The sequence below is a fragment of the Brucella sp. MAB-22 genome (genome assembly GCF_025908475.1).
GTDB classification, from domain to species: domain Bacteria; phylum Pseudomonadota; class Alphaproteobacteria; order Rhizobiales; family Rhizobiaceae; genus Brucella; species Brucella anthropi.
The window spans coordinates 423,065-449,382 of sequence record NZ_CP109782.1 but is presented as its reverse complement, the minus strand read 5'-3'; the positions used below and the strand labels follow the sequence as shown (position 1 = coordinate 449,382).

The following is a 26,318-nucleotide window of genomic DNA, read 5'->3' as shown; positions in this document are numbered from 1 at the left end:
CAGCTTTGATTATCGTTTGACGGCACTATTTCGTGCCCCGCATATAAAATCAATGGAGCCGGCCACCTCCTCCAAGCAGCCAGCTCCACCCCTCTCCCTCCAGAGAAGTCAGGTCTATTTTAGCACTACAGTTGCAAACTCGTCAGGCCGTGGCGAAAAGAGTGATTTTCGAGCAACGGAGCGGAGCGTACTTAAGGGTACATGAGCACCGGAGCGCAAAAAATTGCTCTTTGCAGTCCGGCATCACGAGGAATGCAGCTGTAGTGTCAGGCGACGTCGTGGTTCGCCATCCGTTCCAGAGCACGCACCAGACCCGAATGGTCGAGACCATCATCGCCATGCGCCGCGCAGGAATTGAACAGTTCCTGTGCCGTGGCAGTGTTCGGCAACGAAACACCGAGCGCCTTTGCGCCTTGCAGCGCAAGGTTCAAGTCCTTCTGGTGCAGCGAAATGCGGAAGCCCGGATCGAAAGTACGCTTGATCATGCGTTCGCCATGCACTTCGAGAATGCGGGACGATGCAAAGCCACCCATCAGGGCTTCGCGCACCTTTGCCGGGTCTGCGCCTGCCTTGGAAGCGAAAACCAGCGCTTCGGCAACAGCCTCGATGTTGAGTGCGACGATGATCTGGTTTGCAACCTTGGTGGTCTGGCCATCACCGCAATCGCCGACGAGCGTGATGTTCTTGCCCATGAGTTTCAGGAGTGGCAGAGCGCGGTCGAACGATTCCTGCGAGCCGCCAGCCATGATGGAGAGGCTGGCATTCTTCGCGCCGACCTCGCCGCCCGAAACCGGTGCATCGACATATTCGCCACCTGTCGCACGGACTTTCTTCGCAAACTCTTTCGTCTCGATGGGGGAAATCGAGCTCATGTCGATGAGCAACTTGCCTTTGCCAAGACCACCGATCGCGCCACCCTCGCCGAAGATAACTTCGGCCACCTGCGGCGTGTCCGGCAGCATGAGGATAATGGTGTCGCACTCTTCGGCAACAGCCTTCGGCGTTTCCAGAATTTGCAGACCGTTGTCGATCAGCTCCTGGCGCGGTGGAGGATTGAACCGGGAGGTGAAGAGCTGATGTCCCGCATCCTGCAAATGACGCGCCATCGGCGTGCCCATGATCCCCAGTCCGATGAAGCCTATCTTGGCCATGTCGCTTACTCCCTAATCAAATTTATGCGGTCAGCCGTTCTTTATGCGGTCAGCCGTTCGGCTTCATGGTTCTTGAACCAGCCGAGGCCTTCTTCAGTGGTGGTCTTCGGCTTGTATTCGCAGCCGATCCAGCCCTTATATCCGGCGTTTTTCAGTGCTTCGAACACGTTCGGATAGTTGATCTCACCGGTGCCCGGCTCATTGCGGCCCGGATTATCGGCAAGCTGAACATGGGCAATCAGCGGCTTGTAACGTTCATACGTTGCAACCAGCTCGCCGCGTGTCCGCTGCTGATGGTAGAGATCGTACTGGATGAACAGGTTGTTGCTGCCCACTTCGTCGATGATCGAAACCGCCTGCTCCACCGTGTTGAGATAGAAGCCCGGAATGTCATAGTGGTTGATCGGCTCGATCAGCAGGCGAATGCCATGCTTGCCCAGTTCCTTTGCCGCCAGACGCAGATTGCTGACAAAAGTGGCGCGCAAAACGTCCGGATCGACACCTTGCGGGGCAATGCCGGAAAGGCAGTTGACCTGCGAACAGTTGAGCGTCGTGGCATAATCGATGGCATCGGCCACACCGCGCCGGAAATCATCGACGCGATCCGGCAGAACCGCAATGCCACGCTCGCCGCCAGCCCAATTGCCCGCAGGCAGATTGTGCAGGACCTGCGCCAGATTATGCTTGGTCAGCGCCGCCTTCAGCTCATGCCGGTTGAACTCGTAAGGGAAGAGATATTCCACCCCGGTGAAACCGGCCTTTGCGGCCAGTGCGAAGCGGTCCATGAAAGGCACTTCATTAAAAAGCATTGTGAGATTGGCTGCAAATCTCGGCATTTTCGCCTCCTTATAATTCTCTATTTGCGCAATTCTGGAAAAAGCCATTTCGCAATTTTCCTGGAATCACCCTCAACCTTGTTCTTTTCCCTCATCCTGAGGAGCCTCCCGAGCTTGTCGAGGGGAGGCGTCTCGAAGGGCGAGGGAAAATGCACCGTGCCTGCCCTCGTCCTTCGAGGCTTCGCTACGCTCCGCACCTCAGGATGAGGGGGAAACGAAGTCGTAAATCGACGTTACGTTAATCCAAAAGTGCTGCGATAGCGGTCGGCGCATCTTCGCCACGTTCGGCCAGTTCCTCGAATTCGACAACCTGATCGATGTCGATACCCATGGAAATATTGGTAACGCGTTCCAGGATGAATTCCAGAACCACCGGCACCTGATGCTCCGCCATAAGCGCTTTTGCCTGTTCAAAACTCTCAGTAAACTGGTTGGGGCTGCGAACCCGGATCGCCTTGCAACCGAGGCCTTCGGCGACAGCTACGTGATCGACGCCATAGCCCTTTTCCGCGTCGCCATTGGCATTGATGTTGTCGAAGGCGAGGCTCACCTCGAAATCCATGTTGAAGCCGCGCTGCGCCTGCCGAATGAGGCCGAGATAGGAATTGTTCACGACCACATGAATGTAGGGCAGCTTGTGCTGTGCGCCGACCGCCAGTTCCTCGATCATGAACTGGAAATCATAGTCGCCGGAAAGTGCCACAATCGGACGGTCAGGATCGGCAGCACGCACGCCGAGCGCTGCTGGCAGCGTCCAGCCGAGCGGACCGGCCTGACCGCAATTGATCCAGTTGCGTGGGCGATAGACATGCAGGAACTGCGCACCCGCAATCTGGCTGAGGCCAATGGTCGTGACATAGCAGGTATCGCGACCGAACGCCTTGTTCATCTCCTCATAAACGCGCTGCGGCTTGAGCGGCGTCTGGTCGAAATGTGTCTTGCGCAGCATGGTGCGCTTGCGTTCGCCACATTCCTTGGCCCAGTCCGACCAGTCGCGCAGCTTGCCTGCAGACTTCCATTCGGTCGCAACGTCCAGCAGCAGCTTCAGCGCCTTGCCTGCATCCGAAACGATACCGAAGTCCGGTGCAAAGACACGGCCGATCTGCGTCGGCTCAATGTCGATATGGATGAACTTGCGATCTTTCTTATAGGTGTCGACATTACCCGTGTGACGGTTTGCCCAGCGGTTGCCGATGCCGATGACGACATCGGAGGCCAGCAAATTGGCATTGCCGTAACGGTGCGAGGTCTGCAGACCGCACATGCCTGCCATCAGGCGATGGTCGTCAGGAATGACGCCCCAGCCCATCAGGGTCGGGATGACTGGAATACCGGTGATTTCAGCGAACTCAACCAGAAGATCGGACGCATCGGCATTGATGATGCCACCACCAGCGACGATCAGCGGACGTTCCGCCTCGTTCAGCATGGCGAGCGCCTTTTCGGCCTGCGCCCGCGTCGCAGCAGGCTTGTAGGCTTCCATCGGCTGGTAAGTGTCGATGTCGAATTCGATTTCGGCAAGCTGGACATCGATCGGCAGGTCGATCAGAACCGGGCCGGGACGGCCCGACTTCATGATGTGAAACGCCTTCTGGAAAACAAAAGGCACCAATGCCGGCTCCATAACCGTGACCGCCCACTTGGTGACAGGGGCTGCAATCTTGGCGATATCGACCGCCTGAAAATCTTCCTTGTCCAGACGCGCACGTGGCGCCTGACCCGTGATGCAGAGGATCGGGATCGAGTCGGCTGAAGCCGAATAGAGACCCGTGATCATATCCGTTCCGGCGGGGCCGGAGGTGCCGATGCAGACGCCAAGATTGCCATGTTTTGTGCGGGTATAGCCCTCGGCCATATGCGAAGCACCTTCGACATGACGCGCCAGTATGTGCCGGATCGAGCCGCGCGCTTTCATCGCCGAATAAAATGGATTGATCGCTGCGCCCGGTACACCGAAAGCACAATTGATCCCTTCTCTTTCCAGCACAAGCACGGCTGCATCGACTGCACGCATTCTGGCCATGGCCAATCCTCCTATGGAATTACTCTCCATTTATGAATGCTATTATCAAAAAATGGAAATGCATACCATTATATGGAAATAAAGATTTTCAACGGAATGGAGATAATCCGCCGATGCCTTTCCGAGTAGCAATGGATGCGATAGTGGTAATTCGTGAGTTTAGAGCGTGGTTCGATCTGATTGAATCAGATCGCGCTCTAACTGTTTGTTTTGACGCGCATCTTGTCCGAAAACCGTTTCACACTTTTCGGGACGTGCTCTAAGGCGGGATTCGGAGAACGATGATGGAACAGGCAAAGGTAAAGCGGGGCCGCAAGGCGGCGGAAAACGCCGCGCCCTCGTCTGTGCAGGTTCTGGACCGAAGCCTGAAGCTGCTGGCATTAATCGCCGAAAATGACGGTTCGACACTGACCGACCTTGCCGATGAAAGCGGTATGGCGCCCTCCACCGTGCACCGCCTTCTGTCGTCGCTGGCAAATCATGGTATGGTTTCCCACGATCTGGAAAGCGGAGACTGGACCATCGGCGTCAAGGCTTTCGAAATCGGCAATGCCTTTCGCCGGTTCCGCAAGCTCGGCATTCTGGCGCGGCCTTATCTCAAGACATTGATGGAAACGAGCGGCGAAACCGCCAATATCGGCGTCGAGGACGGCGGCGATGTCGTGTTCATCTCGCAGATCGAAAGCCATGCGCCGATGCGTGCCTTTTTCCGGCCCGGGCGGCGTGGACCTATCCATGCATCCGGCATTGGCAAGGCCATATTGTCCACCTGGTCGGACAAGGAAATCGCGCACGCCCTGTCAGGGCGCACGCTTGAACATTTCACGCAACGCACACTCGACAACCTGCCTGCGCTACTGAAAGATATTCAGGCAACCCGTACTCGCGGCTGGTCTGTCGACGACGAGGAACACACGCTTGGCATGTGCTGCATCGCCGCCCCAATCTTCAATGAATATGGTGAGGCGATTGCCGGCATTTCCGTTTCCGGCCCTGCGGTGCGCCTGCCGAAAAAGCGGCTCGACGAATTCGGACCGCTGATCCGCTCCACCGCCGACGAGCTGACCCGCGCCATGGGTGGCAAACGCCCGGAAGAGTTTTAACGCGCAGTGAATTCTGGCAAGGTTCGATGTTTCTACGGCCCTCTTTTTCCCTCATCCTGAGGAGCTTCCCTGAGCGTGTCGAAGGGAAGCGTCTCGAAGGACTGAGGGAAAACACGCAGCGCCTGCCCTCGTCCTTCGAGGCTTCGCTTTGCTCCGCACCTCAGGATGAGGGAGAAGCGCAGTGAGGAAGCTTTAGAGTTCGGCCTTGAGCGGCTTGCCAGCCACATAGGTTTCGACAATGGCGCGGTCATCGCCCAGCGTCTGCAACAGGAACAGTTCCTGCTCCAGCGTCGCGCCAGCCGCCATGCGAAGTCGCATTGGCGATGTGGCCGACGAATCCAGCACCACGATGTCGGCTTCCGTGCCCTCATCGAGCGTACCGATCTTGTCTTCCATCGACAGCGCGCGGGCATTGCCCAGCGTCATCATGTAGAATGACTGGAACGGGTTCAGACGCTGTTCGCGCAGCTGGAGGACTTTGTAGCCCTCATCCATGGTGCGCAGCATGGAGAAACTCGTGCCGCCGCCGACATCGGTCGCCACCGCCATGCGCACGCCCGATGCTTTCAAGCGGTCGCGATCGAAAAGACCTGAGCCGAGGAACATATTGGAAGTCGGGCAGAAGACGGCAATCGAACCGGTTTCCGCCATGACGCGCACTTCGCGCGGCTCCAGATGGATCGAATGGCCGAGCAAGGTTTTGTCGCCCAACAGGCCGTAATGCTCGTAAATGCCAAGATAGTCTGGCGCTTGAGGATAGAGCGACTTGGTGAAAGAGATTTCGTCGTGATTTTCCGAAAGATGCGTCTGGATGTAGCTGCCGGGATGCTCACGAACAAGCGCCTGGCTTGCCTCAAGCTGCTCCGGCGTGGACGTAATGGCAAAGCGCGGGGTGATCACATAATCGAGGCGGCCTTTGCCCTGCCAGCGTGCGATCAGCGCCTTCGTATCATCATAGCCGGACTTTGCCGTGTCGCAGAGTGCTGGCGGCGCATTGCGATCCATCATGACCTTGCCGCCGAGCATGCGCATGTTGCGATGTTGCGAGGCGCGGAAATAGGCATCGACGCTCTGCGGATGTACCGAGCAGTAAGCAACCGCCGTGGTGGTGCCGTGGCGGATCAGCTCGTCAAGAAAGCGCTCCGCGATGAATTCGGCATGTTGCTCATCGGCAAATTTCTGTTCAGCGACGAACGTATAGGTGTTGAGCCACTCCAGCAGATTGGCTGCATAAGAAGCGACCACCTGCGTCTGCGGATAATGGATATGCGTATCGATGAAACCGGGCAGGATCAGGTGCGGGCGATGGTCGGCGACGTTGACGTCGTTGCCTGCCATGCTGCTTACTTCAGCATAGTCCCCGACGCGCTGGATGCGGCCATCTTCGACAAGAACAGCGCCGTCTTCGATATAGCGGTAAGCGGCATTGTCATCGAGGCTCTGCGGTTCGTCACGAAAGGTCAGCACGCGGCCGCGGATCAGAAGCTTGGTCATTTTAGTCGTGGTCCTTATTTCGGGCCTTGCGTGGCAGACTGGTACCAGGAGGCAAGAAGCTGGCGCTCTTCCTCGCTCACGCCGGTGACATTGGCGGGCGGCATGGCATGTGAGCGACCTGCCTGCAAATAGATTTCACGCGCATGCGCGGCAATATCCCGGTCGGTATCCAGCACGACGCCTTTCGGTGGCGCAATGATACCTTCCCAGCCCGGTTCCTTGGCATGGCACATGGCGCAACGCCCCAGAACGGTATCCCGCACTTTTTCAAAGTGCGGGTCCGAGATGAAAGACTGCTGCAATGCCGAAACCTTCTGTTCTTCCGGCTCACCGGTCAGAACCTTCGGCACTGTCGAGAGCCAGATGATGATGATGAACAGGATCACCGTTACCAGCCAGGTCCAGGTCGGGCTGCCCTTGCGGGCATGCTGTGTGTTGAACCAGTGGCGGATCGTGACGCCCATCAGGAACACCAGCGAGGCGATGATCCAGTTGAATTGCGTCCCGAAAGCCAGCGGATAGTGGTTCGACAGCATCAGGAACAGAACAGGCAGCGTCAGATAGTTGTTATGCGTCGAACGCTGCTTGGCGATCTTGCCGTATTTCGGATCGGGCTTGCGGCCTGCGATCAGATCCGCCACCACGATCTTCTGGTTCGGGATGATGATCATGAACACGTTGGCAGACATGATCGTTGCCGTGAAGGCACCGAGATGCAGGAAGGCGGCGCGGCCTGTAAACAGGTGCGTATAGCCCCAGGCCACCACCACCAGAATACAGTAGAGAATGACCATCAGGAGCGTATCGCTCTTACCGAGCATCAACTTGCAGATGGTGTTATAGGCGATCCAGCCGAAGGCCAGCGAACCGATCGAGATCGCAATGGCGACCGGTACGGAAACATCGAGCACATTCGGATCGATCAGGTAGAGATCGGCGCCGGCATAGTAGACGATGCAGAGCAGCGTGAAACCCGACAGCCACGTGGCGTAGGATTCCCATTTGAACCAGGTCAGGTGTTCCGGCATTTCGGCGGGCGCAACCAGATATTTCTGGATGTGATAGAAGCCACCGCCATGGACCTGCCATTCCTCGCCATGCGCACCAACCGGCAAGCCGGGACGCTGGCGCAGACCGAGATCAAGCGCGATGAAGTAGAAAGACGAGCCGATCCACGCAATCGCGGTAATCACATGCAGCCACCGCGCTGCGAAGCCCAGCCAGTCCCAGGCTACGGCGAAATCATACATCAGGCACTCCCATTTCTTGACCCATTTTTGAGCCCCATTGTTCGTTGTTGCATTATGTGCCAAAGGAATCAGGTTCAGGGAACGTCACATCACGACCAGCACTTTCAAAAAAATCTAGACAATCGTGGAGGGGACGTATGTCATATCTTGATAATCTGCGCGTTTTTGTGCGCGTTGTCGAATTGGGAAATCTATCTGCAGCGGGTCGCGACCAGCGCGCTTCGCCAGCAGTTGCAAGCAATCGAATCAAAGAGTTGGAGAAGCACCTGGGGGTCAGGCTCTTCAACCGGACGACACGCAAGCTTACGCCGACCGAGCACGGTCGCGTATTCTATGACGGTGCGTTGAAAATCCTCGAAGCTGTGGATGAGGCGGAAGCTGCCGTGGCTGAACTGGCGAAAAATCCCAAGGGGTCGATTCGCATTACCGCTCCGCTTGGCTTCGGGAGACGGCTGATTGCATCGGGAATTCCGGAGTTTCACGACAAATATCCGGATATCGAAGTACGGCTTCGCCTGTCCGATCATGAAGTCGATATTATGAGCGAAGGCGTCGATGTGGCTTTCAAGCTCGGTGTTCTGGAGAATTCGAACCTGCGTATGCGCGGCATCATGAATTGCGAGCGCGTGATCTGTGCAGCGCCTGCATATCTCGAGAAACACGGGGTTCCGCAGTCACCTGACGAGCTGCTTGGCGACAAACACGACTGTCTTCTGCTGCGCTTTCCGGGCTCAAAGGAATATTACTGGTCGCTGCAAACGGCGGAAGGCCTGCGCAAGTTCGAAGTCACGGGGCCTTATGACTCGGATGATGGCGACGTATTGACGCAATGGGCACTTGGCGGGCGCGGCATCATCAACAAGCCGCTGTTCGAAGTGAAGGAATATATCCGTGACGGACGGCTGGTTCCAATCCTCGAAAGCACACCACCGGCGCCGATCCAGCTTGCTGCGATCTACCCGCACAAGCGCTTTCAGGACCCAAAGGTACGTCTGATCATCGATTTCATGACGGAGCGGTGCCAGCGATTGATCCGCGAGGCTTTAGTGTAGAGCGGCTCAAACCGCTCTATTCCTTTGTTTTCAAATATTATATCGCGCGAAACCTTCTCGCGCTTTACCGGAAATGCGAAAAGAAAAACCCGCCTGATCAGGCGGGTTGCGATACACGTACGGAAGTCAGCACCGCCGTCAGAACTTCGGCTGCGGCCAATGCCGCAATGACTTCCGGCCTCTTGTCTTTCACAACGGCTCCGCCGACGGGACAGACAAGATTTTCAAAAAGATTGTCGCTACCGATTTCGCGTTTCAACCAATTTTTGAAAGTAGCTTTTTTGGTCTTCGAGCCGATCATGCCGACATAAACGGCGTCGCGTCGCTGCAATGCCTCAGCAACAATCAGAAAATCCAGCGCGTGGTCATGGGTGAGAACGATAAACGCGCTACCCGGCGGGGCAGAACGCACCACCTGTTCGGGCATGGCCGACAGACAGGTTTCGACGCCCGGCACATCGCACGCCATCAGCTCCGCTTCCCGCGTATCCACCAGAATGACCCGGACGGGCGTGAGCGAGAGAGCACTCGCCAGCGCATCGCCAACATGGCCCGCGCCGAAGACATAGACATGCGGGCGCGTGGCTATTTCCGCATCGACCTTGCTGACAAGCTCGTCGGTGAGCCCACGGCTGACACGCCTGAAGCTCAGGCCTACCCGTCCGCCGCAGCACTGGCCGATTTCGGGCCCCAGTGGCACATTCATGGGTGGAACGTCCTTGGGTGAGTCCCTGCCGCCGAGCAGCACCTTCCGGGCATGGTCGATAGCCATATATTCAAGCTGACCGCCACCGATCGTCCGGAAGATCATATCGCGGGCAACCAGCATCCACGCCCCGGCATCGCGGGGTGCGGAACCTTTCACATCGGTGACTTCAACCAGCACACTATCGGGACGCCGGTTGAGAAAAGCCCGGATATCGTCGCGCGCGCCTGGCATCTCTCTAGCCCTTTTGCTTGCGGAGCCGTTCGATGGCCATCAGCACACGTTCCGGCGTTGCTGGCGCATCGAGACGTGGGCAGACCTTGTGATCCGCCACGGTGGCAATCGCGTCGGCCAGAGCATGCAGCACCGACAACCCAAGCGGCAGTGGCGGTTCGCCGACAGCCTTGGAACGATGGATCGTCGGCTCATAAGCCTCGGACCAGTCGGTCAGCGCGACATTGAAGATCTTGGGCCGGTCGGAAGCCAGCGGGATCTTGTAGGTGGATGGCGCATGGGTGCGAAGCCGCCCCTTGTCGTCCCACACAAGCTCCTCTGTCGTCAGCCAGCCCATGCCCTGCACGAAGCCGCCTTCAACCTGACCGATATCGATGGCGCGGTTCAGGGAACGCCCGGTATCATGCAGAATATCGGTGCGCTCCACCACATATTCACCAGTCAGAGTGTCGACGGAAACTTCGGAACAGGCTGCTCCGTAAGCATAGTAATAGAAGGCGTGGCCCCGGCCCTTGGCACGGTCCCAGTGGATTTTCGGCGTCTTGTAGTGACCTGCCGCCGACAGCTGCACACGACCGATAAAGGCTTGCTTTACGAGATCGTTGAAGCTGATTTCCTGATTGCCGACGCGAACCCGGTTGGGAAGGAAGACAACCTGATCTTCCGGCACCTGATATTGCTGTGCCGCAAAATGGATGAGACGTTTCTTGATCTGGCGGGCTGCGTCCTGTGCAGCCATGCCGTTGAGATCGGCACCGGAAGAAGCCGCCGTCGGCGCCGTGTTCGGCACCTTGGCGGTGGTCGTCGCGGTGATCTTCACCCGGTCGATGTCGATCTGGAATTCCTCGGCCACGACTTGCGCCACTTTCAAATGGAGCCCCTGCCCCATTTCCGTGCCGCCATGGTTCATATGCACCGAGCCGTCATTGTATACATGCACCAGAGCGCCAGCCTGATTGGACTCCGTCTTGGTGAAGGAGATGCCGAATTTCACCGGCGTCAGCGCCATGCCGCGTTTGACATAACGGCTTTTCGCGTTGAACTCGCGGATCGCTTCGCGGCGCTTCGCGTAATCTGAACTTTCCTCAAGTTCCGAAACGATGCGCTGGATAATGCAATCTTCGACCTTCTGGTGATAGGGGGTGACGTTGCGTGTGCCGTCCTTACCCATTTCATCGTAGAAATTGCGCTTGCGGATTTCGAGCGGGTCCTTGCCGACAGCGAAAGCCACCTCATCGATCACGCGTTCTGCACCAACCATGCCCTGCGGGCCACCGAAGCCGCGAAACGCCGTATTCGACACGGTGTTCGTGTAAAGCGGTGCCGACTGCGCATGAACTGCGGGGAAGAAATAGGCATTGTCGCAGTGAAACAGTGCGCGGTCGCCGACAGGTCCGGAAAGGTCTGCCGAGAACCCGGCATTGAGGGCAAACAGATAGTCGATGCCCAGAATATTGCCGTCATCGTCGAAGCCGACTTCATAGTCGATGACGAAGCCATGGCGTTTGCCGGTCGAGGTCATGTCCTCGTCGCGGTCGAGCCTGATCTTCATGGCGCGCTTGTGCTTCTTGGCAGCAATGGCTGCAATGGCCGCCCACTGGTTGGCCTGCGTTTCCTTGCCGCCGAAGCCACCGCCCATGCGGCGCACTTCCACCGTCACGGAATGGCTCGGCACGCCCAGCGCATGCGCAACCAGATGCTGGGTTTCGCTCGGCCCCTGCGTGGAGCAATAGACGGTGACGTCCTCATCCTCGCCGGGGATAGCCAGCGAAACCTGACCCTCAAGATAGAAATGATCCTGCCCACCAAGATACATGCGGTTCTTGATACGGTGCGGCGCGGTATCGATGGCCGCACGTGCATCACCGCGCTTCAGCGTCAGCGGCGTGGTGACAAGCCGGTCCTTCAGACCGTCCAGCGCATCGATGGAATAGATACCTGTCGTTTCTTCATATTCGATCTTTGCCAAACGCGCGGCGCGGCGCGCCTGATCGCGACTTTTCGCGATAACCGCAAAGATCGGCTGGCCGTGAAACTCAACCTTGTCGACTGCAAAGATCGGGTCGTCATGCATGCCCGATGGCGAAACATCGTTTTCGCCGGGCACGTCCTTGTAGGTCAACACGTCGATTACGCCGGGAGCGGCGCGCACTGCCGACAAATCAATCGACTTGAATGAACCATGTGCAACGGACGAATAGCCGACCCCGATATGCAACGTGCCTTCGGGCTCCGGTATATCATCGATATAGACAGCCGTTCCCGTCACATGCTTGTGCGCGGAATCGTGTTTCTGGTCGGTCGCGACGCCACCCACAATGCGGGCAGCTTTCAATGCATTTGCAGGATGCTTGTTCATGATTGCCTCCTCACGCCGCCGCGATTTCAGCCGCACGCAGCGGCACGTAACTGCCTTCCGTTTCGGCGAAGAAACGCCGCAACAGATTGCGCGCCGCGAGCAGCCGGTAATCCGCTGTCGCGCGCATATCGCTCAAGGGCGTATAGTCCTGTGCATAGGCTTCCAATGCCGCTTCAACTGTCGCCTCGGTCCAGGGCTTGGCCGTCAGTGCGGCTTCCACCATGCTGGCGCGCTTCGGCGTTGCGGCCATACCGCCATAAGCGATGCGGATCGTTTCCACATTGCCTGCCGCGTCGAGCGTCAGATGGAAAGCGCCGAGCGTCGCCGTAATGTCTTCCTCGTAACGCTTCGACACTTTGTAAATGGCAAAATGGCTGCCTTCTGCCGGAACCGGTACATGCACGGCTTCGACAAACTCGCCGGGCTGGCGATCCTGCTTGCCATAAGCGATGAAGAACTCTTCCAGCGGTATAGTGCGGCGTTCCGCCCCTTTGCGCAGCGTCAGTTTTGCATTGAGCGCGATCAGCGGCGGCGGCGTGTCACCAATCGGCGAACCATTGGCGATATTGCCGCCGATGGTTCCCATATTGCGCACCTGCTCACCGCCAATGCGGTTGATGAGCTGGCCGAGCTGCGGAATGCGCTTGGCAAGAAATCCGAATGCTTCCGTGTAGGTGACACCTGCGCCGATGGTAACGACACCATTTTCCTCACGGACGGAGCGCAGTTCCTCCAGATGACCGATGAAGACGACCGGGGAAATGTCACGCATCATCTTGGTGACCCACAAGCCCACATCGGTAGAGCCGGCAACGATGGTCGCCTTCGGCTCTGCCGCCAGGATGGTGGCGAAATCATCGAGATCACCGGGCACAATCAACCGGTCCTTGCCTTCACCCACTTCCACCCGAACGCCATCGCGCATGGCCGTCAGCTGTTCAAGAACATGGGCGCGCTCAGCAGCAAGCGGGTCTTCCATGACCGTACCGTAGTCGGAAATGATGCGGGCAGCGCGCATGATCGCCTCATAGCCCGTGCAGCGGCAAAGATTACCTTGTAATGCCTTTTCGATCTGTGCATCGGCGGGCTTCGGTTCGCGCATCCACAGAGCGTAGAGTGACATGACGAAGCCCGGCGTGCAGAAGCCGCATTGCGAGCCATGAAACTCGATCATTGCCTTCTGCACCGGATGCAGATCGCCATCACCGCCGCGCAGATGCTCGATCGTCACGACATGGCAGCCATCCAGCGAACCCATGAAGCGGATGCAGGCATTGACGCTCTCGTAAACGAGCTTGCCGTCGGAAATCTTGCCGACCAGCACCGTGCACGCACCGCAATCGCCTTCGCCGCAACCTTCCTTGGTGCCACGCAGCTTGGCGGACAGCCGCAGATAGTCGAGCAACGTTTCGGTCGGGGAAACGCGGTCGAGTTCAACCTTTTCACCGTTCAGAAGAAAGCGGATCGTGTGTCGCACAGACTGGTGCACAGACTGGTTCATGGCGCTTAGCTCCCGCGATAGGTGGAATAGGAAAACGGCGAAACGAGAAGCGGTACATGATAATGCGCTTTTTCATCGGAAATGCCAAAGCGCAGAGGGACGACATCGAGGAACGGTACGACATCATCTGTCTTGCCGAAATATTCGCCGACATGGAACAGAAGCTCGTAGGAACCGGCCCGCAAATTCTCGCCCGACAGAAGCGGCTCGCTGCAGCGGCCATCGTCGTTGGTGCGAATTTCCCGGATTGGTTCGGCCTGCTGATTCTCGACGCGACGCAATTCGATGCGCAGATTTGCCGCCGGCTTGCCGCTTACCGTGTCGAGGACATGCGTCGTCAACCGGCCATTACCGCTGTTTTCCTGACCCATTTACACTCCTGCAGCTTGCTGATTCTCTCATCAAATAGATTGGAAAATGTTACAAGCTTTTGATTTCCGGTGGTTTATTTGAGCCCAACGTCGCCATCGGCTGTGGGGGCCGCAAACCACACCATGTTCCCAGCATTTAGTATTTCGCGATCCTCCTCATTCTGAAAGATGGTTATCGTTGGATGTCTTTCAAATTTTTGGAGGGGAATAATAGCGATAAATCTTTATTATCATGGATAAAACGAACGAAAACGAGGGAAGACCCGCAATGAAATATCCGCGCAATCTCGTCGGCTATGGACGCAACACGCCAGATCCGCGCTGGCCGGGAGGGGCCAATATCGCAGTTCAATTCGTCGTCAACTATGAGGAAGGCGGCGAATGCAGCATTCTCGACGGTGACGCGGCCTCCGAATGCCTTCTGTCCGAGATTGTCGGCGCGCAGCCCTGGCAGGGCCAGCGCAACCTGAATATGGAATCCATCTACGAATATGGCGCGCGATCCGGCTTCTGGCGCTTGTGGCGCGCCTTCACCCGCCGCAACATGCCAGTCACCGTCTATGGCGTGACACTCGCCATGGCGCGCAATCCCGAAGCCGTTGCCGCCATGAAAGAGGCTGACTGGGAAATCGCCAGCCACGGATTGCGCTGGTGGGAATATAAGGACGTTCCCGAAGAGATCGAACGCGAGCATATCCGCGATGCGGTACGCCTTCATACGGAACTTACCGGCTCGCGACCGCTCGGCATCTATCAGGGCAAGCCTTCCGACAACACGCTGAAACTGGTGATGGAAGAAGGTGGCTTTCTCTATTCCGCCGACTCCTATGCCGACGAGTTGCCTTATTGGGTTGAGGGTCCGAAAGGACCGCACCTGATCGTGCCCTACACACTCGACGCCAATGATATGCGTTTTGCGACGCCGCAGGGTTTCAATTCCGGCGATCAGTTCTACACCTATCTGAAGGACACGTTCGACGTGCTCTATCGCGAAGGCGCGGAAGGCGCACCGAAGATGATGTCCATTGGCCTGCATTGCCGCCTTGTCGGTCGTCCCGGCCGTGTGGCCGCGCTCGAACGGTTCCTCGACTATGTGCAAAGCCATGACAAGGTATGGGTCGCCAAGCGCGTCGACATTGCCCGCCACTGGCACGAAAACTACAAGCCCGTTACCGCCGACGTCGTGCCTTCGAAAGCCAGCAGGGATGCGTTCGTCGCACGTTATGGCAGCATTTTCGAGCATTCGCCATGGATTGCCGAACGTGCATATGATGCGGGTTTCAGCCTGGAGGAAGATACCGCATCCGGTCTCGCGACCGCGATGACGAAGGCATTCCGCGCCGCCTCGGCAGATGAGCGGCTTGCCGTGTTGAAGGCGCACCCGGATCTTGCTGGCAAGCTCGCACAGGCCAAACGGCTGACAGCGGAATCGACCGCCGAACAGGCCGGTGCGGGTCTCGATGCGCTGACTGATGCGGAAAAGCAGACATTCACCGAATTGAACGACGCCTATACGGCGAAGTTCGGCTTTCCGTTCATCATCGCCGTGAAGGGACGCAACAAAAAGGAAATCCTCGACGCTTTCCAGCGCCGCGTTTCCAATGACCGCGATACGGAATTTGAAACGGCTTGCGCTCAGGTGGAGCGCATCGCCCTCCTGCGCCTCAAGGATATTCTGCCGGAAGCGCTCTACTGATCCTTGCAGCCCGGAAGGTCGACTTCCGGGCGCATTCATTCCATGATCTCACGACAGGTTTTCCAGAACTCGCCGTGAGTGCCAGCTTCTCACATAAGGAATTCCCCACATGGGCAACGACAAGAACAATCGCAGCTATTATGCACCGACTGGCGGATTGCCGCCGCAGACCCAGCTCCTCACCGATCGCGCCATGTTCACCGAAGCCTATGCGGTGATCCCCAAGGGCACGTTCAGCGATATCGTGACGAGCTTCCTGCCCTTCTGGGACAAGACACGGCTTTGGGTGATTGCCCGCCCACTCTCCGGCTTCGCCGAGACCTTCTCGCAATACATCATGGAAGTGCAGCCGGGCGGCGGCAGCGACCGTGCCGAACTGGATGAAAGCGCGGAAGGCGTGCTGTTCGTAGTCGAGGGCGAAATCGCCGTCACCGTAGCTGGTAAAACGCACACGCTGACCGAAGGCGGCTACGCTTATCTGCCGCCGAAAAGCGGCTGGACACTTCGCAACAACGGCGCGGCGACGGCCCGCTTCCATTGGGTGCGCAAGGCTTATGAATATGTCGACGGCCTCGATGTTCCCGAACCGCTATTCCTCAACGAAAAGGATATCGCGCCCAATCCGATGCCGGACACCAACGGCGCCTGGGCGACGACCCGCTTCGTCGATCCGAATGACCTGCGCCACGACATGCACGTCACCATCGTGACCCTGGAGCCCGGCGGCGTCATTCCTTTTGCCGAGACCCACGTCATGGAACACGGCCTCTATGTGTTGGAAGGCAAGGCCGTCTACCGGCTCAATCAGGACTGGGTGGAAGTGGAAGCCGGCGACTTCATGTGGCTGCGCGCCTTCTGCCCGCAGGCCTGTTACGCAGGCGGCCCCGGCAAGTTCCGCTATCTGCTCTACAAGGACGTCAACCGGCATATGAAGTTTTCCCGATAAAGGAGAGCAGTTCATATTCCGCGATGCATTCACGCAACGAAAAGGCCGGATCAATCCGGCCTTTTTCATATGTGCAGAACGATAGGACGGAAACAAAAACGGCGAGCCGAAGCTCGCCGTACCACTCTTCCGACTGGAGATCAGATTTGTAAACAGCGCAGTCCTTCTACGCTATCGAATGGTTCTTTTAAAATAGTACAAGCACACCAGAATGCAAATTACATTTTTGTTATATCAGCACTTGGTTACTTTTTATTTCATTCGAAAATTCAAGAATATTTCTTCAATTAAATATCAAAGTATTAGAAATTTTATTGAGCTCATGACCGTTACACTAAGATGAACGGTTCAATATACTTTTGAATGCAGACCGGGAGGCCGATGTCGGCCTCCCGGTTAAGCATTAGAACGAGCGCTGGAAGCGGATCATACCCTGAACGGCATCCTTGCCGTTGAGATAGGACTTGCTGTCGCTCCATTTGGTGTAGGAAACTTCCGGCGTGACCGTGAAGCCCGGAACCATTTCATAAGCTACGTTGGCAGTAGCTGCGAAAGTGTTCGTGCCGTCATAAGCAAGCTGCGCATTGAAGACTGCCTTGTCGGTAGCCTTGAATGCTGCGCCGCCCCAGACAGCCCAATCGCCGCCCCAGGTGCCGTAGAAGCTGCTGATCGCACGAACCTGACCGATATCATGGCCATTGCCATCGGTCTGCATGATGTACTGGTCCTTATTGGACTTGTAACCACCCATCGCCCAGACCGAGAAGCGGTCCGTAATGTTCACGTCAGCGCGAACCTTACCGGCCCACTCTTCGTTGCGGGCATCATAAGCAGCGACGCCTGCGATCTTGCCCCAGCCGCCTTCATACTTCAGGCCACCGACAACGTGCGGCGTGTAGTCCTTGATGACGCCATCATAGCCGTATGCGCTATCCGTATCGTCATTGTTGCCCTGTTCTAGCGACAGAATGGCGGAGAAGCCGTTGCCACCGGTGAAGGTGTAGCTGATCAAGCCGGTGCGATAGCCGCCAGCGAGAATCACGTCATCGTTGATGACATCGCCGAGATAGCCCGGGAAGGTCACGAAGGCCGATTCATCGAGACCGACGCGGAGACCGCCAAGCTGGATATAGGCAAAACGCAGCGAACCGGAGGCACCTTCAACACCATTGCCCCAATCATAACGGGTTTCGGCAAAGGTCTTCAGAGTGCCAAGATCGGTTTCCGACGCCGTGGAGAGGCGCAGTGTGAAGCGAGCCTTGTTATCCCAGGAATTGCGGCGCGTATCGACGCTACCGTCACGATCAACGAAACCGCGACCGTAGACATTGTCACCGCCAGCAGCGTCGTAACGGACATAGCCGGATACGCGAAGACAGGTTTCGGTGCCCGGAATATAGAAATATCCCGCACCATAGGCGTCGCAAACGCGAACATACTCAACAGATTCAGGCTCCGGTGCCACAACGGTATCCGCAGCATATGCTCCAGTGGTTGCAACCAGTGCTGCAGCCGAACCGAACAACAAGCTCTTGATCTTCATTTCATTGCCTCCAGAAATTTTTCAGACGAGGCCTGATAGAATGAATTCCACAAATACATCAATTCCAATTTTAAGAACTATATCAATTCGAAAAGGAATATGTGTCCATTATGACACTAATTATAAACAGCTTTACTTTATAACAATAAATAACTCATAAAATATAAATCGAATAAAATTTCAAGTATATTAAAACTAGCAATTTCTAACTACAAAACCCATATCGCCTTAATTACAATAAACGAAAACGGGGCCCGAAGGCCCCGTTTCACAAGCGTTTCGCGACTATGTCAGTCGATGGCTACCTGCCTGCAGCCTGCTGCGCATAGACGTAGCTGTCATAGGTATATTCAGCGACGCGGAACCATTCGAAGCCCTCGTCACGGAATTTTTTCCAGCTCGGGTAGATTTTCGCCCATGCCGGATTTTTCTTGTTGTATTCGGCGTAGAGTTCGAACGCGACCTTGTAGGCGGCATCCAGAACGTCTCGCGGAAGCGGTTGAAGCTTCACGCCCTTCGACACCAGCGAACGAATCGCAGCGGTGTTTTTCACGTCATAAAGCGAGATCATGTTCTGGGTCGCAGCTTCGGCAGCCGTATTCAGCGCAACCTTGTATGGCTCCGGCAGGCTTTCATATTGCTGCTTGTTGATGAAGAAGTGTACCGAAGCGCCACCTTCCCAGAAGGCCGGGTAATAATAATATGGCGCGATCTGGTAGAAGCCGAGCTTCTCGTCATCATAAGGACCGACCCATTCGGCCGCATCGATCGTGCCGCGCTCCAGCGACGGATAGATGTCGCCGCCCGGAAGCTGTTGCGGAACGACGCCGAGCCGCGACATGACCTCGCCAGCTACGCCCGCGATACGCATCTTCAGGCCCTTCAGATCCGCAAGGCTTTTGATTTCCTTGCGATACCAGCCGCCCATCTGGGCCGCCGTGTTGCCGCCGACGATACCGACAATGCCATAATCGGCAAGGAACGCATTATAAAGCTCGTTGCCACCGCCATGATAGAGCCAGGCATTCTGCAGGCGTGTGTTCATGCCGAAGGGAATAGCCGTCCCAATGGCGAAGGCCGGGTTCTTGCCGGTGAAATAATAGCCGCACGTATGCGCCATTTCGACCGTGTTGGCCTGAACCGCATCGATGGCCTGCGGGCCAGGCACGATTTCACCGGCCTGGAATACCTGAATCTGGAACTTGCCTTCTGTCATCTTTGAAACGGCATTGGCCATATAGACCGCACCGCCATAGATCGTATCCAGATTGTTCGGGAAGCCCGAAGTCAGACGCCAGCGCAGCGTCGGCAACTCCTGCGCGATTGCCGGTGTTGCGAGTGCCGCACCGCTTGTGGCAGCGGCAGCGCCAATTGCGGCACCCTTCGTCAGAAATGTGCGGCGGCTCAAATCCTGTTTCATGTGTCTCCTCCTAAGATTGTTCTGGTTTATCAGAATCTACGCAATGCTCGTTTTCCCCTCATTGCGCAGGTTTTTGCTGTAGGTCTTTGTCCTGTCCGAAGCTCGGCTGCGGAGAACCGAAAGACGGCGCGGGCAGAGGCTCAGTTGACGGCGAAGGCGCTCCGAAAGGTGCGGGTGCTGCGCCGAACGGATTGCCGCCGCCAGCATCTGGCATTGGCACATTGATCTGGATCGATGCCGGATCGGCCTGCGGATGGCCGCTCTTGTAGTGGGTGACGATGCCCGGGAAGCTGATGATGATGCCGACCATGACAAGCTGGATCAAAAGGAACGGGATCGATCCCATGTAGATTTGCCCCGACGTCACCGGCTGGATAGTCGCGCCTGTGACCTTGTCCTTATAGGGTCGGGATGGAGCGACCGAACGCAGATAGAAGAGCGAGAAGCCGAAAGGCGGATGCATGAACGATGTCTGCATATTGACCGCCAGCATGACGCCGAACCACACCAGATCAATGCCAAGGCTGTCGGCCACCGGCGCCAGAAGCGGGATGATGATGAAGGCCAGCTCGAAATAATCGAGGAAGAAGGCCAGAAAGAACACCAGAAGATTGGCGACAATCAGGAAGCCGACTTCACCGCCGGGGATGGACGTCATCAGGTGTTCGACCCAGATGTGACCGTTGACGCCATAGAAGGTGAGCGAAAACACGCGCGCGCCCAGCAGAATGAAAATGACGAAGGACGACAGTTTTGCCGTGGCGTAAAGCGCTGACGTCAGCATCGTCATGTTGAGGCGGCGATTGATGATAGCGAGAAGCAGAGCGCCGACCGCTCCCATCGCGCCACCTTCCGTAGGCGTTGCAACGCCGATGAAGATCGTTCCGAGAACAAGGAAGATCAGCACAAGCGGCGGCACCAGCGAAATCACCACTTTCTGCGCCAGTTTCCAGCCCTTCAATGTACGGGCATGCGGCGGCAGAGCCGGGACCGTATCAGGCCGGAAAATCGACATGCCGATGATAAAGGCGCAGTAGAAACCGACCAGCAGGAGACCGGGAACCAGCGCGCCCTTGTACATATCGCCAACCGAACGGCCCAGCTGATCGGCAAGCACGATCAGGACAAGGCTTGGTGGAATGATCTGTGCCAGCGTACCGGATGCGGCGATTGTGCCGCTCGCCACCTTGCGATCATAGCCGTAGCGCAGCATGATCGGGAGCGAAATCAGTCCCATCGAAATCACCGAAGCGGCGACAACGCCGGTCGTGGCCGCAAGAAGCGCGCCGACGATGATCACCGCAAAAGCCAGCCCGCCACGCACGGGACCGAAAAGCTGCCCGATCGTATCGAGCAGTTCTTCCGCCATGCCGCTTCGCTCCAGTATCAGCCCCATGAAGGTGAAGAACGGAATAGCGAGCAGCGTTTCATTCGACATCTGCCCGAAGATGCGATCCGGTATCGCGCCGAACAGGTTGACAGGCAGAAGCCCCATTTCGATGCCGACGAAGCCGAAGGCAAAACCGACAAAGGCCAGTGCGAAAGCCACCGGGTAGCCGAGCAACAGCACGACCACCAGTGACAGAAACATCAACGGGGCGAGATTTTCCGCAATAAAAGCAATCATATCCATTCCCCTCAGAGCGTCTGGGCTTCCGCATCTTCAAGGGCGACCGTGTCCGGTATGCGCCCTTGAAGGATGGCGATGCGCTTGATGAGTTCGGAAATGCCTTGCAATGCGAGCAGCCCGAAACCGATGGGGATCAACACCCAGACCGGCCAGAGAACCAGCCCACCCGTATTGTTGGAGGTTTCACCGCTGGCGATCTTGGCTTCCACGATGGGCCAGGAGAGGTAAATCGTGATGAGGCAGAAAGGCAGGAGGAAAAAGATCGTGCCGAAAACCTCGACCAGTAGCTGGGTTCGCCGCGAGTAGCGGCTATAGAGAAGATCAACCTTCACATGCTCGCTATGCAGAAGCGTATATCCGGCGGCGATCAGAAAGACCGCCGAGAACAGATACCATTGCGCTTCCAGCCACGCATTCGAACTGACATTGAACAGCTTGCGCGAGACGGCATTGATAGCACTGATGAGCACTGCCACCAGGATCAGCCACGATACGGATTTTCCGATGAAATTATTGGCCGCGTCGATAGCACGCGACAACGCCAGCAAGACTGACATCGCTCCTCCCCTCCTGTTCCGCCTCCTCAAGCGGTTTTGGAGCGAATGATAGGACCGGCGAATCCATGCCGCAAGTTGACGAAAGTTCTAAGAAACGGAGACCTACCCATTAGTGGGTAAGGCAATATCGGGAGACGAACGGAATATCCGCTATTGCGAAGACAGCTATTGCGAAGACAGGCGCAACCGGTTCTCGATGACGTAGCGCGTAAGCCCGGCAGTGCTGGCTATTCCGAGTTTCTTCTTGATATTCTTGCGATGAGTTTCGACCGTCGCCTCCGAGATGCCGAGCCTGATTGCAATTTCGCGGTTGCTTCCACCTTCGGCCACCAGCACCAGAACATCGTTTTCGCGGACCGACAGCCCTTCCGATTTCCTGTCGCCGCTGTCGAGCAGCGCTTCCGAAACACCGGAAGAGAAATAAGTTCCACCCGAAGCGACCGCATGAATGGCAGCGACGATTTCAGTGGTGGACACATCCTTCAACACATAGCCTGAAGCTCCGCGCATGATGGAGGTCGAGATATATTCGCGGCTGTCGTGCATGGACAGCATGAGGATGCGAATGCCCGGCAATTGTTTCTTGAACAGTTCGATAGCGTCGATGCCGTTGAGAAGTGGCATGTTGATATCCATCAAAACCACATCGGGATTAACGGTCAGCGCCAGCTCCAGTGCAGCCCGCGCATTGGAAGCCGCGCCTGCAATATCGATATCGTCATAGGTTTCGAGTACAGCCCGCAAACCATCCAGAACCAGCGGATGATTATCCACGAGCAATACGCGAATCTTGCATTCATTCGTCATGCGACTTCCGGTTCCCGCTTTCTCTCTGTTGCCGATTTCGGCAAGCGCGCGGTGAGCTGCGTACCATCTGCGCCGGTTTCAACCAAGAGCACACCGCCGAAATGCGCCATTCGCTCCTGCATATTTCGCAAGCCAAGCCCTGAAAGCTGATCTTTCAGATCACGCGCGGTAAAACCATTACCGTCATCGGCGACTGTCATCGTCACCTTGCCGCCGGAACCCCAGAGGCGGATACTCACCTGGCTTGCCCCAGAATGGCGCTCGACATTGGTGAGCGCTTCCTGCACGACGCGATAAAGCGCCGTGCTTGCCTCCGGCTTCAGCGTTTCGTTCAGCCCGCTTGCTTCTAGCTGTGTTTCAATACCGGTCCGCTCCGAAAAATGTTCGCACAAGGCCTTGAGCGCAACGGTCAGGCCAAGATCGTCCAGAATGCGCGGACGCAGATCATGCGAAAGCCGCCGCACCTCCTTGATTGCACCATTGAGCGCATCCGATGCCTTCTCGATCGCAAGCGGCGCGCCTCCGCTGTCCATGCGCACCTGACGGCTTGCTAAATCGATGGCATAGCGAACGCCGACGAGATTTTGGGAAATGCCGTCATGCAGTTCACGCGCCAGACGTGCCCGTTCCTCCTCCTGCGTATCGATGATGCGCTGCGCCAGCTCCTTCAGCTTGTTATCAGCCATACGTCGCTCGCGCAGATTGAGCAGCATACAGGTCGCGAAGACGAGCATCACCGCCGGCACGGCGATCAGACTGACGATCAGGAATGTCGTTCGGATATTGGCCCGGAAATCGGCGTTGGCGGCGGCAGTCTGCACATAGACATCATCTAGATAGACGCCAGTTCCGAGCATCCATTTCCATTTGCTCAGTCCGACAGCAAAGGAGAGCTTGTCCGCCATTTCGCCGCTTGACGGCTTTTCCCATTTATACTGATGCAGCCCTCCACCTTCCTTCGCCTTGTCAATCAGATTGGCAATGACGCGATCTCCATCAGGATCAACAAGATCGAGCCAGTTATGGCCGGGCCGAAATGTCTGGCGAGGATGGACGACATTGTTGCCGTCATAGTCATAGACAAAGAAGTAGCCGTCGCGACCATAATCGAGCGAGGTCAGAATCTTCCGCACCTTTTCCATGGCAGCGGTATCGTCGGGGCCTGCATCGTCGTAAATCTGCTGGATGGAAGAAAGCGCCAGGTTGGTAAGATTGAGAAGCTCGGTCTCCTTGGCCTTCAGCATATTCTTCTCGAAGGTCGCGATACTGCTCTGCACAAGATTTGCCGATTGCCAGGTAATGAAGGCCGTGACCGTCAGAATAGCCACGATAAGGGGCACAATCGCCAGTGCAACGATCTGATAACGTAGCGTCACGACTTCTCCTCCCGGCACAACGAGCCGACTTTTCCAGGGCGACTTTAGAGTTCCGGCTTGATGAGGAAAAGGGGACAATCAGCAAAACCTTGCCCAAGAAAAAGACGCCTGCACAACCAATAATATATTATTCTTTTCTTATATAACTGAAATATAAACAATAATTCATAGTTGAAGACACGAATATTTTATGTTCAATAATGTTTTCTTGGACAGTGCGTCCGAGTATACGGTTCTGGGGCTCATTAATTTCAGAGAGAATCTTTTTATGAAAAGCTATCGCGTAATCGGTCTTGCATTCACGCTTGCAACCATTTCCGGCGCTTCGGCCTTTGCGGCTCCACTTCCAGGTGGAGCTAGCACCCTTCAGGAGACTTACCAAGACTGGACCGTTTCCTGTCAGAGCCAGAAGGAAACAAGCATCTGTGTGATGCGTCAGGACCAGAGCAGCACGCAGACCGGCCAGCGCGTTCTGACCGCGGAATTGCGCAATGTGGAAGGTAAGGTCGAGGGTGTTCTGCTGATGCCATTTGGCCTTGATCTTGCCAAGGGCGCAGCTCTCAAGATCGACGAAGTTGCCGGACCGAATCTCGCTTTCTCCACCTGCCTGCCGCAGGGTTGCCTCGCGCCGGTCAGCTTCGAAGCAAAGCAGGTTGCAGCTCTCAAGGCTGGCACCAATATCAACGTCACCACGACAGCCCTGAGCCCAAGCCAGCCGGTCGCCTTCAAGGTTTCGCTGAAGGGCTTCGGCGCAGCGCTTGACCGCATCACCGCATTGACGAAGTAAGTTTCAAAACTTTGATGGAAAAGCCATACGCCCGACGGGCGTATGGCTTTTTCTTTTGTCAGGCCGGATGCGCCGAGATATGCGCGAGATGCCTGCGCCATCGCAGCGTCATCAATACCGAGACAATACCGAGACCGGCGGCAAGGCCGAGCCAGATACCGACCCCACCCAGTTCAAACTGGAATGCAAGCAAGGCACCCAACGGCAACCCCACACCCCAATAGCCGAATAGCGCCAGGAACATCGGAATGCGTGTATCGCGCAATCCGCGCAACATGCCCGCGGCAACGGCCTGTGCACCGTCAACGATCTGGAAGAGAGCCGCCAGCGCAAGAAATGTGACAGCCAGTTCCATCACTGGCAGGTTCTGCGGATCGTGCAGATCGAGAAAAACACCAATGAACACGCGCGGGATGAGAACCATGAGAAGCCCCATCACGGCCATGAAACCGACGCCGAGCGCATAGGCGCTCCAGCCTGCATAGGCGACAGCCTGAGGGTCGCCGCGGCCATAGGCACGGCCCACGCGCACTGTTGCAACCTGACCGAAACCGAGTGGCACCATGAAGCTGAGCGATGCAATCTGGATCGCGACGGCATGAGCCGCCATGGCCGTCGGCCCGATGCGGCCCATCATCACCACTGCAGCATAGAAGATCGAAGTCTCGAACACGAATGTCAGCGCCATTGGAATACCAATGCGCCACAGTTCACGCAGGCGCGCCCAGTCGGGACGCCAGAAGCGACCAAACAGGTGATAGCGGCGGAAGCGGTGGTGACGCACCGTGATGAATGCAAGCCCGAGGAACATCATCGTGCTTGACGCTGTTGTGGCGATACCGGCTCCGTGCAGTTCCATGCGCGGGAAACCGAAGTGACCGAATATCAGCGTCCAGCCGGCAAGCGCGTTGAAGCCGATGGCAAGGGCCGCAATAAGCAGCGTCCACATCGGTTTTTCCATCGCCGCAAAGAACGAGCGTAGAACAATATAGCCGAGATAAGGCAGCAGTGCCCATTGCAGCGTGTGCATGAAATCCGTCGATCGGGCAGCAATATCCGGACGCTGGCCGAGAAACAGGAAAATCTCCTCGCAATGCCAGAGCACGATCCAGACCGGGATCGAGATCATTATGACCGTCCATAGTCCCTGTCGCACCGTGCGGCGCACATCGCGAACCGAATGACGGTTCTTGCCAAGCGCGATGGCGATCATCGGCATGACGGCCGAAACGAGCCCCATCGAGAAGATCATGAGCGTATGATAGAAGCTGGTCGCCAGCAGGGCCGAAGCGAGCGTATCCGCTCCAAGACGGCCGATAAAGATGACGTCGGTTGCAGTCAGCGCTGCCTGCGAAAGATTGGTGAAGATCAGCGGCCAGCCAAGCTTCAACGCTGCCGCCATCTCCCTGCTCCAGCGTTGCGTGCCGGATTCATGCGGCTCCCGAAAGCCCGCATCGATTGTCCTGTCCATAGTCC

General features: G+C 56.7%; 21 protein-coding genes. 5 read left to right on the top strand and 16 right to left on the bottom strand.

What is annotated here, in order from left to right:
• Nucleotides 1-266 precede the first annotated feature (266 nt).
• The 3 genes from OHI65_RS11585 to gcl all read right to left on the bottom strand — a co-directional run bounded on the left by OHI65_RS11585 (nt 267) and on the right by gcl (nt 4,010).
• A complete protein-coding gene (locus tag OHI65_RS11585; RefSeq protein ID WP_029925676.1) occupies nt 267-1,151 on the bottom strand; it encodes a 2-hydroxy-3-oxopropionate reductase in 885 nt (294 codons plus the stop codon).
• Between the two features lie 41 nt (nt 1,152-1,192).
• A complete protein-coding gene (hyi, locus tag OHI65_RS11580; RefSeq protein WP_010658282.1) occupies nt 1,193-1,987 on the bottom strand; it encodes a hydroxypyruvate isomerase in 795 nt (264 codons plus the stop codon).
• A gap of 238 nt (nt 1,988-2,225) precedes the next feature.
• Nucleotides 2,226-4,010, bottom strand: a complete 1,785-nt coding sequence (gene gcl, locus OHI65_RS11575; protein ID WP_264358883.1) for a glyoxylate carboligase — start codon at nt 4,008-4,010, stop codon at nt 2,226-2,228.
• Nucleotides 4,011-4,294: 284 nt separating this feature from the next.
• Here gcl and OHI65_RS11570 point away from each other — a divergent pair, with 284 nt between their 5' ends.
• Nucleotides 4,295-5,113 carry an IclR family transcriptional regulator gene (locus OHI65_RS11570; RefSeq protein WP_264359157.1) on the top strand — a complete coding sequence of 273 codons (819 nt, stop codon included), beginning with the start codon at nt 4,295-4,297 and terminating at the stop codon, nt 5,111-5,113.
• A 192-nt stretch (nt 5,114-5,305) separates the two neighbouring features.
• Here OHI65_RS11570 and guaD read toward each other — a convergent pair whose 3' ends face one another.
• A complete protein-coding gene (gene guaD, locus OHI65_RS11565) occupies nt 5,306-6,607 on the bottom strand; it encodes a guanine deaminase (RefSeq protein ID WP_264358882.1) in 1,302 nt (433 codons plus the stop codon).
• Between the two features lie 14 nt (nt 6,608-6,621).
• Entirely contained in the window at nt 6,622-7,857 is a 1,236-nt protein-coding gene (locus OHI65_RS11560) for a urate hydroxylase PuuD (RefSeq protein ID WP_012090742.1), read from the bottom strand.
• Nucleotides 7,858-7,994: 137 nt separating this feature from the next.
• Between OHI65_RS11560 and OHI65_RS11555 the strand changes: the two genes are divergently transcribed.
• On the top strand, nt 7,995-8,909 hold the full coding sequence (locus OHI65_RS11555; RefSeq protein ID WP_264358881.1) for a LysR family transcriptional regulator: 915 nt from the start codon (nt 7,995-7,997) through the stop codon (nt 8,907-8,909).
• A gap of 97 nt (nt 8,910-9,006) precedes the next feature.
• Here OHI65_RS11555 and xdhC read toward each other — a convergent pair whose 3' ends face one another.
• From xdhC to uraH, 4 genes are read right to left on the bottom strand one after another with little or no spacing between them, the layout of a single operon-like run.
• Nucleotides 9,007-9,849, bottom strand: a complete 843-nt coding sequence (xdhC, locus tag OHI65_RS11550; protein ID WP_010658276.1) for a xanthine dehydrogenase accessory protein XdhC — start codon at nt 9,847-9,849, stop codon at nt 9,007-9,009.
• A 4-nt stretch (nt 9,850-9,853) separates the two neighbouring features.
• Nucleotides 9,854-12,208: a xanthine dehydrogenase molybdopterin binding subunit gene (gene xdhB, locus OHI65_RS11545; protein ID WP_010658275.1), complete on the bottom strand. Its 2,355-nt coding sequence runs from the start codon at nt 12,206-12,208 to the stop codon at nt 9,854-9,856.
• A 10-nt stretch (nt 12,209-12,218) separates the two neighbouring features.
• Nucleotides 12,219-13,697: a xanthine dehydrogenase small subunit gene (gene xdhA, locus OHI65_RS11540; RefSeq protein WP_264359156.1), complete on the bottom strand. Its 1,479-nt coding sequence runs from the start codon at nt 13,695-13,697 to the stop codon at nt 12,219-12,221.
• A 17-nt stretch (nt 13,698-13,714) separates the two neighbouring features.
• Nucleotides 13,715-14,080 carry a hydroxyisourate hydrolase gene (gene uraH, locus OHI65_RS11535; RefSeq protein WP_094514808.1) on the bottom strand — a complete coding sequence of 122 codons (366 nt, stop codon included), beginning with the start codon at nt 14,078-14,080 and terminating at the stop codon, nt 13,715-13,717.
• Nucleotides 14,081-14,348: 268 nt separating this feature from the next.
• On the opposite strand from uraH, the gene puuE reads away from it, so the two are divergent.
• The gene (gene puuE, locus OHI65_RS11530; RefSeq protein WP_151688946.1) at nt 14,349-15,776 is read left to right on the top strand and encodes an allantoinase PuuE; all 1,428 of its coding nucleotides are present in this window, start codon (nt 14,349-14,351) and stop codon (nt 15,774-15,776) included.
• Between the two features lie 109 nt (nt 15,777-15,885).
• A complete protein-coding gene (locus tag OHI65_RS11525) occupies nt 15,886-16,722 on the top strand; it encodes a bifunctional allantoicase/(S)-ureidoglycine aminohydrolase (protein WP_151688945.1) in 837 nt (278 codons plus the stop codon).
• 403 nt (nt 16,723-17,125) lie between these two features.
• On the opposite strand, the gene OHI65_RS11520 is transcribed toward OHI65_RS11525, so the two are convergent.
• From OHI65_RS11520 to OHI65_RS11495, 6 genes are all read right to left on the bottom strand, one after another.
• A complete protein-coding gene (locus OHI65_RS11520) occupies nt 17,126-18,265 on the bottom strand; it encodes a porin (RefSeq protein WP_010658270.1) in 1,140 nt (379 codons plus the stop codon).
• 301 nt (nt 18,266-18,566) lie between these two features.
• Nucleotides 18,567-19,685 (bottom strand): TRAP transporter substrate-binding protein, encoded by a 1,119-nt coding sequence (locus OHI65_RS11515; RefSeq protein WP_264358880.1) that lies wholly within the window; start codon nt 19,683-19,685, stop codon nt 18,567-18,569.
• 58 nt (nt 19,686-19,743) lie between these two features.
• A complete protein-coding gene (locus OHI65_RS11510) occupies nt 19,744-21,312 on the bottom strand; it encodes a TRAP transporter large permease (RefSeq protein WP_012090735.1) in 1,569 nt (522 codons plus the stop codon).
• Nucleotides 21,313-21,323: 11 nt separating this feature from the next.
• Entirely contained in the window at nt 21,324-21,872 is a 549-nt protein-coding gene (locus OHI65_RS11505) for a TRAP transporter small permease subunit (RefSeq protein WP_264358879.1), read from the bottom strand.
• 165 nt (nt 21,873-22,037) lie between these two features.
• Nucleotides 22,038-22,679 carry a response regulator gene (locus OHI65_RS11500; RefSeq protein WP_010658266.1) on the bottom strand — a complete coding sequence of 214 codons (642 nt, stop codon included), beginning with the start codon at nt 22,677-22,679 and terminating at the stop codon, nt 22,038-22,040.
• Nucleotides 22,676-24,055 carry a cache domain-containing protein gene (locus OHI65_RS11495; RefSeq protein WP_010658265.1) on the bottom strand — a complete coding sequence of 460 codons (1,380 nt, stop codon included), beginning with the start codon at nt 24,053-24,055 and terminating at the stop codon, nt 22,676-22,678. The genes OHI65_RS11500 and OHI65_RS11495 overlap by 4 nt, the downstream gene beginning before the upstream one ends.
• 268 nt (nt 24,056-24,323) lie before the next feature.
• Between OHI65_RS11495 and OHI65_RS11490 the strand changes: the two genes are divergently transcribed.
• Nucleotides 24,324-24,842, top strand: a complete 519-nt coding sequence (locus OHI65_RS11490) for an invasion associated locus B family protein (protein WP_010658264.1) — start codon at nt 24,324-24,326, stop codon at nt 24,840-24,842.
• A gap of 58 nt (nt 24,843-24,900) precedes the next feature.
• Here OHI65_RS11490 and OHI65_RS11485 read toward each other — a convergent pair whose 3' ends face one another.
• Nucleotides 24,901-26,313, bottom strand: a complete 1,413-nt coding sequence (locus OHI65_RS11485; RefSeq protein WP_012090732.1) for an MATE family efflux transporter — start codon at nt 26,311-26,313, stop codon at nt 24,901-24,903.
• Nucleotides 26,314-26,318 lie beyond the last annotated feature (5 nt).

Bases quoted from the DNA above. Each gene is read 5' to 3' on its own strand.
- OHI65_RS11555 (WP_264358881.1), top strand. From the start codon at position 7,995: ATGTCATATCTTGATAATCTGCGCGTTTTTGTGCGCGTTGTCGAATTG.
- xdhB (WP_010658275.1), bottom strand. From the start codon at position 12,208: ATGAACAAGCATCCTGCAAATGCATTGAAAGCTGCCCGCATTGTGGGT.
- OHI65_RS11570 (WP_264359157.1), top strand. From the start codon at position 4,295: ATGGAACAGGCAAAGGTAAAGCGGGGCCGCAAGGCGGCGGAAAACGCC.
- OHI65_RS11585 (WP_029925676.1), bottom strand. From the start codon at position 1,151: ATGGCCAAGATAGGCTTCATCGGACTGGGGATCATGGGCACGCCGATG.
- puuE (WP_151688946.1), top strand. From the start codon at position 14,349: ATGAAATATCCGCGCAATCTCGTCGGCTATGGACGCAACACGCCAGAT.
- OHI65_RS11520 (WP_010658270.1), bottom strand. From the start codon at position 18,265: ATGAAGATCAAGAGCTTGTTGTTCGGTTCGGCTGCAGCACTGGTTGCA.
- OHI65_RS11505 (WP_264358879.1), bottom strand. From the start codon at position 21,872: ATGTCAGTCTTGCTGGCGTTGTCGCGTGCTATCGACGCGGCCAATAAT.
- OHI65_RS11525 (WP_151688945.1), top strand. From the start codon at position 15,886: ATGGGCAACGACAAGAACAATCGCAGCTATTATGCACCGACTGGCGGA.
- gcl (WP_264358883.1), bottom strand. From the start codon at position 4,010: ATGGCCAGAATGCGTGCAGTCGATGCAGCCGTGCTTGTGCTGGAAAGA.
- hyi (WP_010658282.1), bottom strand. From the start codon at position 1,987: ATGCCGAGATTTGCAGCCAATCTCACAATGCTTTTTAATGAAGTGCCT.
- uraH (WP_094514808.1), bottom strand. From the start codon at position 14,080: ATGGGTCAGGAAAACAGCGGTAATGGCCGGTTGACGACGCATGTCCTC.
- OHI65_RS11500 (WP_010658266.1), bottom strand. From the start codon at position 22,679: ATGACGAATGAATGCAAGATTCGCGTATTGCTCGTGGATAATCATCCG.
- OHI65_RS11510 (WP_012090735.1), bottom strand. From the start codon at position 21,312: ATGATTGCTTTTATTGCGGAAAATCTCGCCCCGTTGATGTTTCTGTCA.
- OHI65_RS11560 (WP_012090742.1), bottom strand. From the start codon at position 7,857: ATGTATGATTTCGCCGTAGCCTGGGACTGGCTGGGCTTCGCAGCGCGG.
- OHI65_RS11515 (WP_264358880.1), bottom strand. From the start codon at position 19,685: ATGAAACAGGATTTGAGCCGCCGCACATTTCTGACGAAGGGTGCCGCA.
- OHI65_RS11490 (WP_010658264.1), top strand. From the start codon at position 24,324: ATGAAAAGCTATCGCGTAATCGGTCTTGCATTCACGCTTGCAACCATT.
- OHI65_RS11485 (WP_012090732.1), bottom strand. From the start codon at position 26,313: ATGGACAGGACAATCGATGCGGGCTTTCGGGAGCCGCATGAATCCGGC.
- xdhC (WP_010658276.1), bottom strand. From the start codon at position 9,849: ATGCCAGGCGCGCGCGACGATATCCGGGCTTTTCTCAACCGGCGTCCC.
- guaD (WP_264358882.1), bottom strand. From the start codon at position 6,607: ATGACCAAGCTTCTGATCCGCGGCCGCGTGCTGACCTTTCGTGACGAA.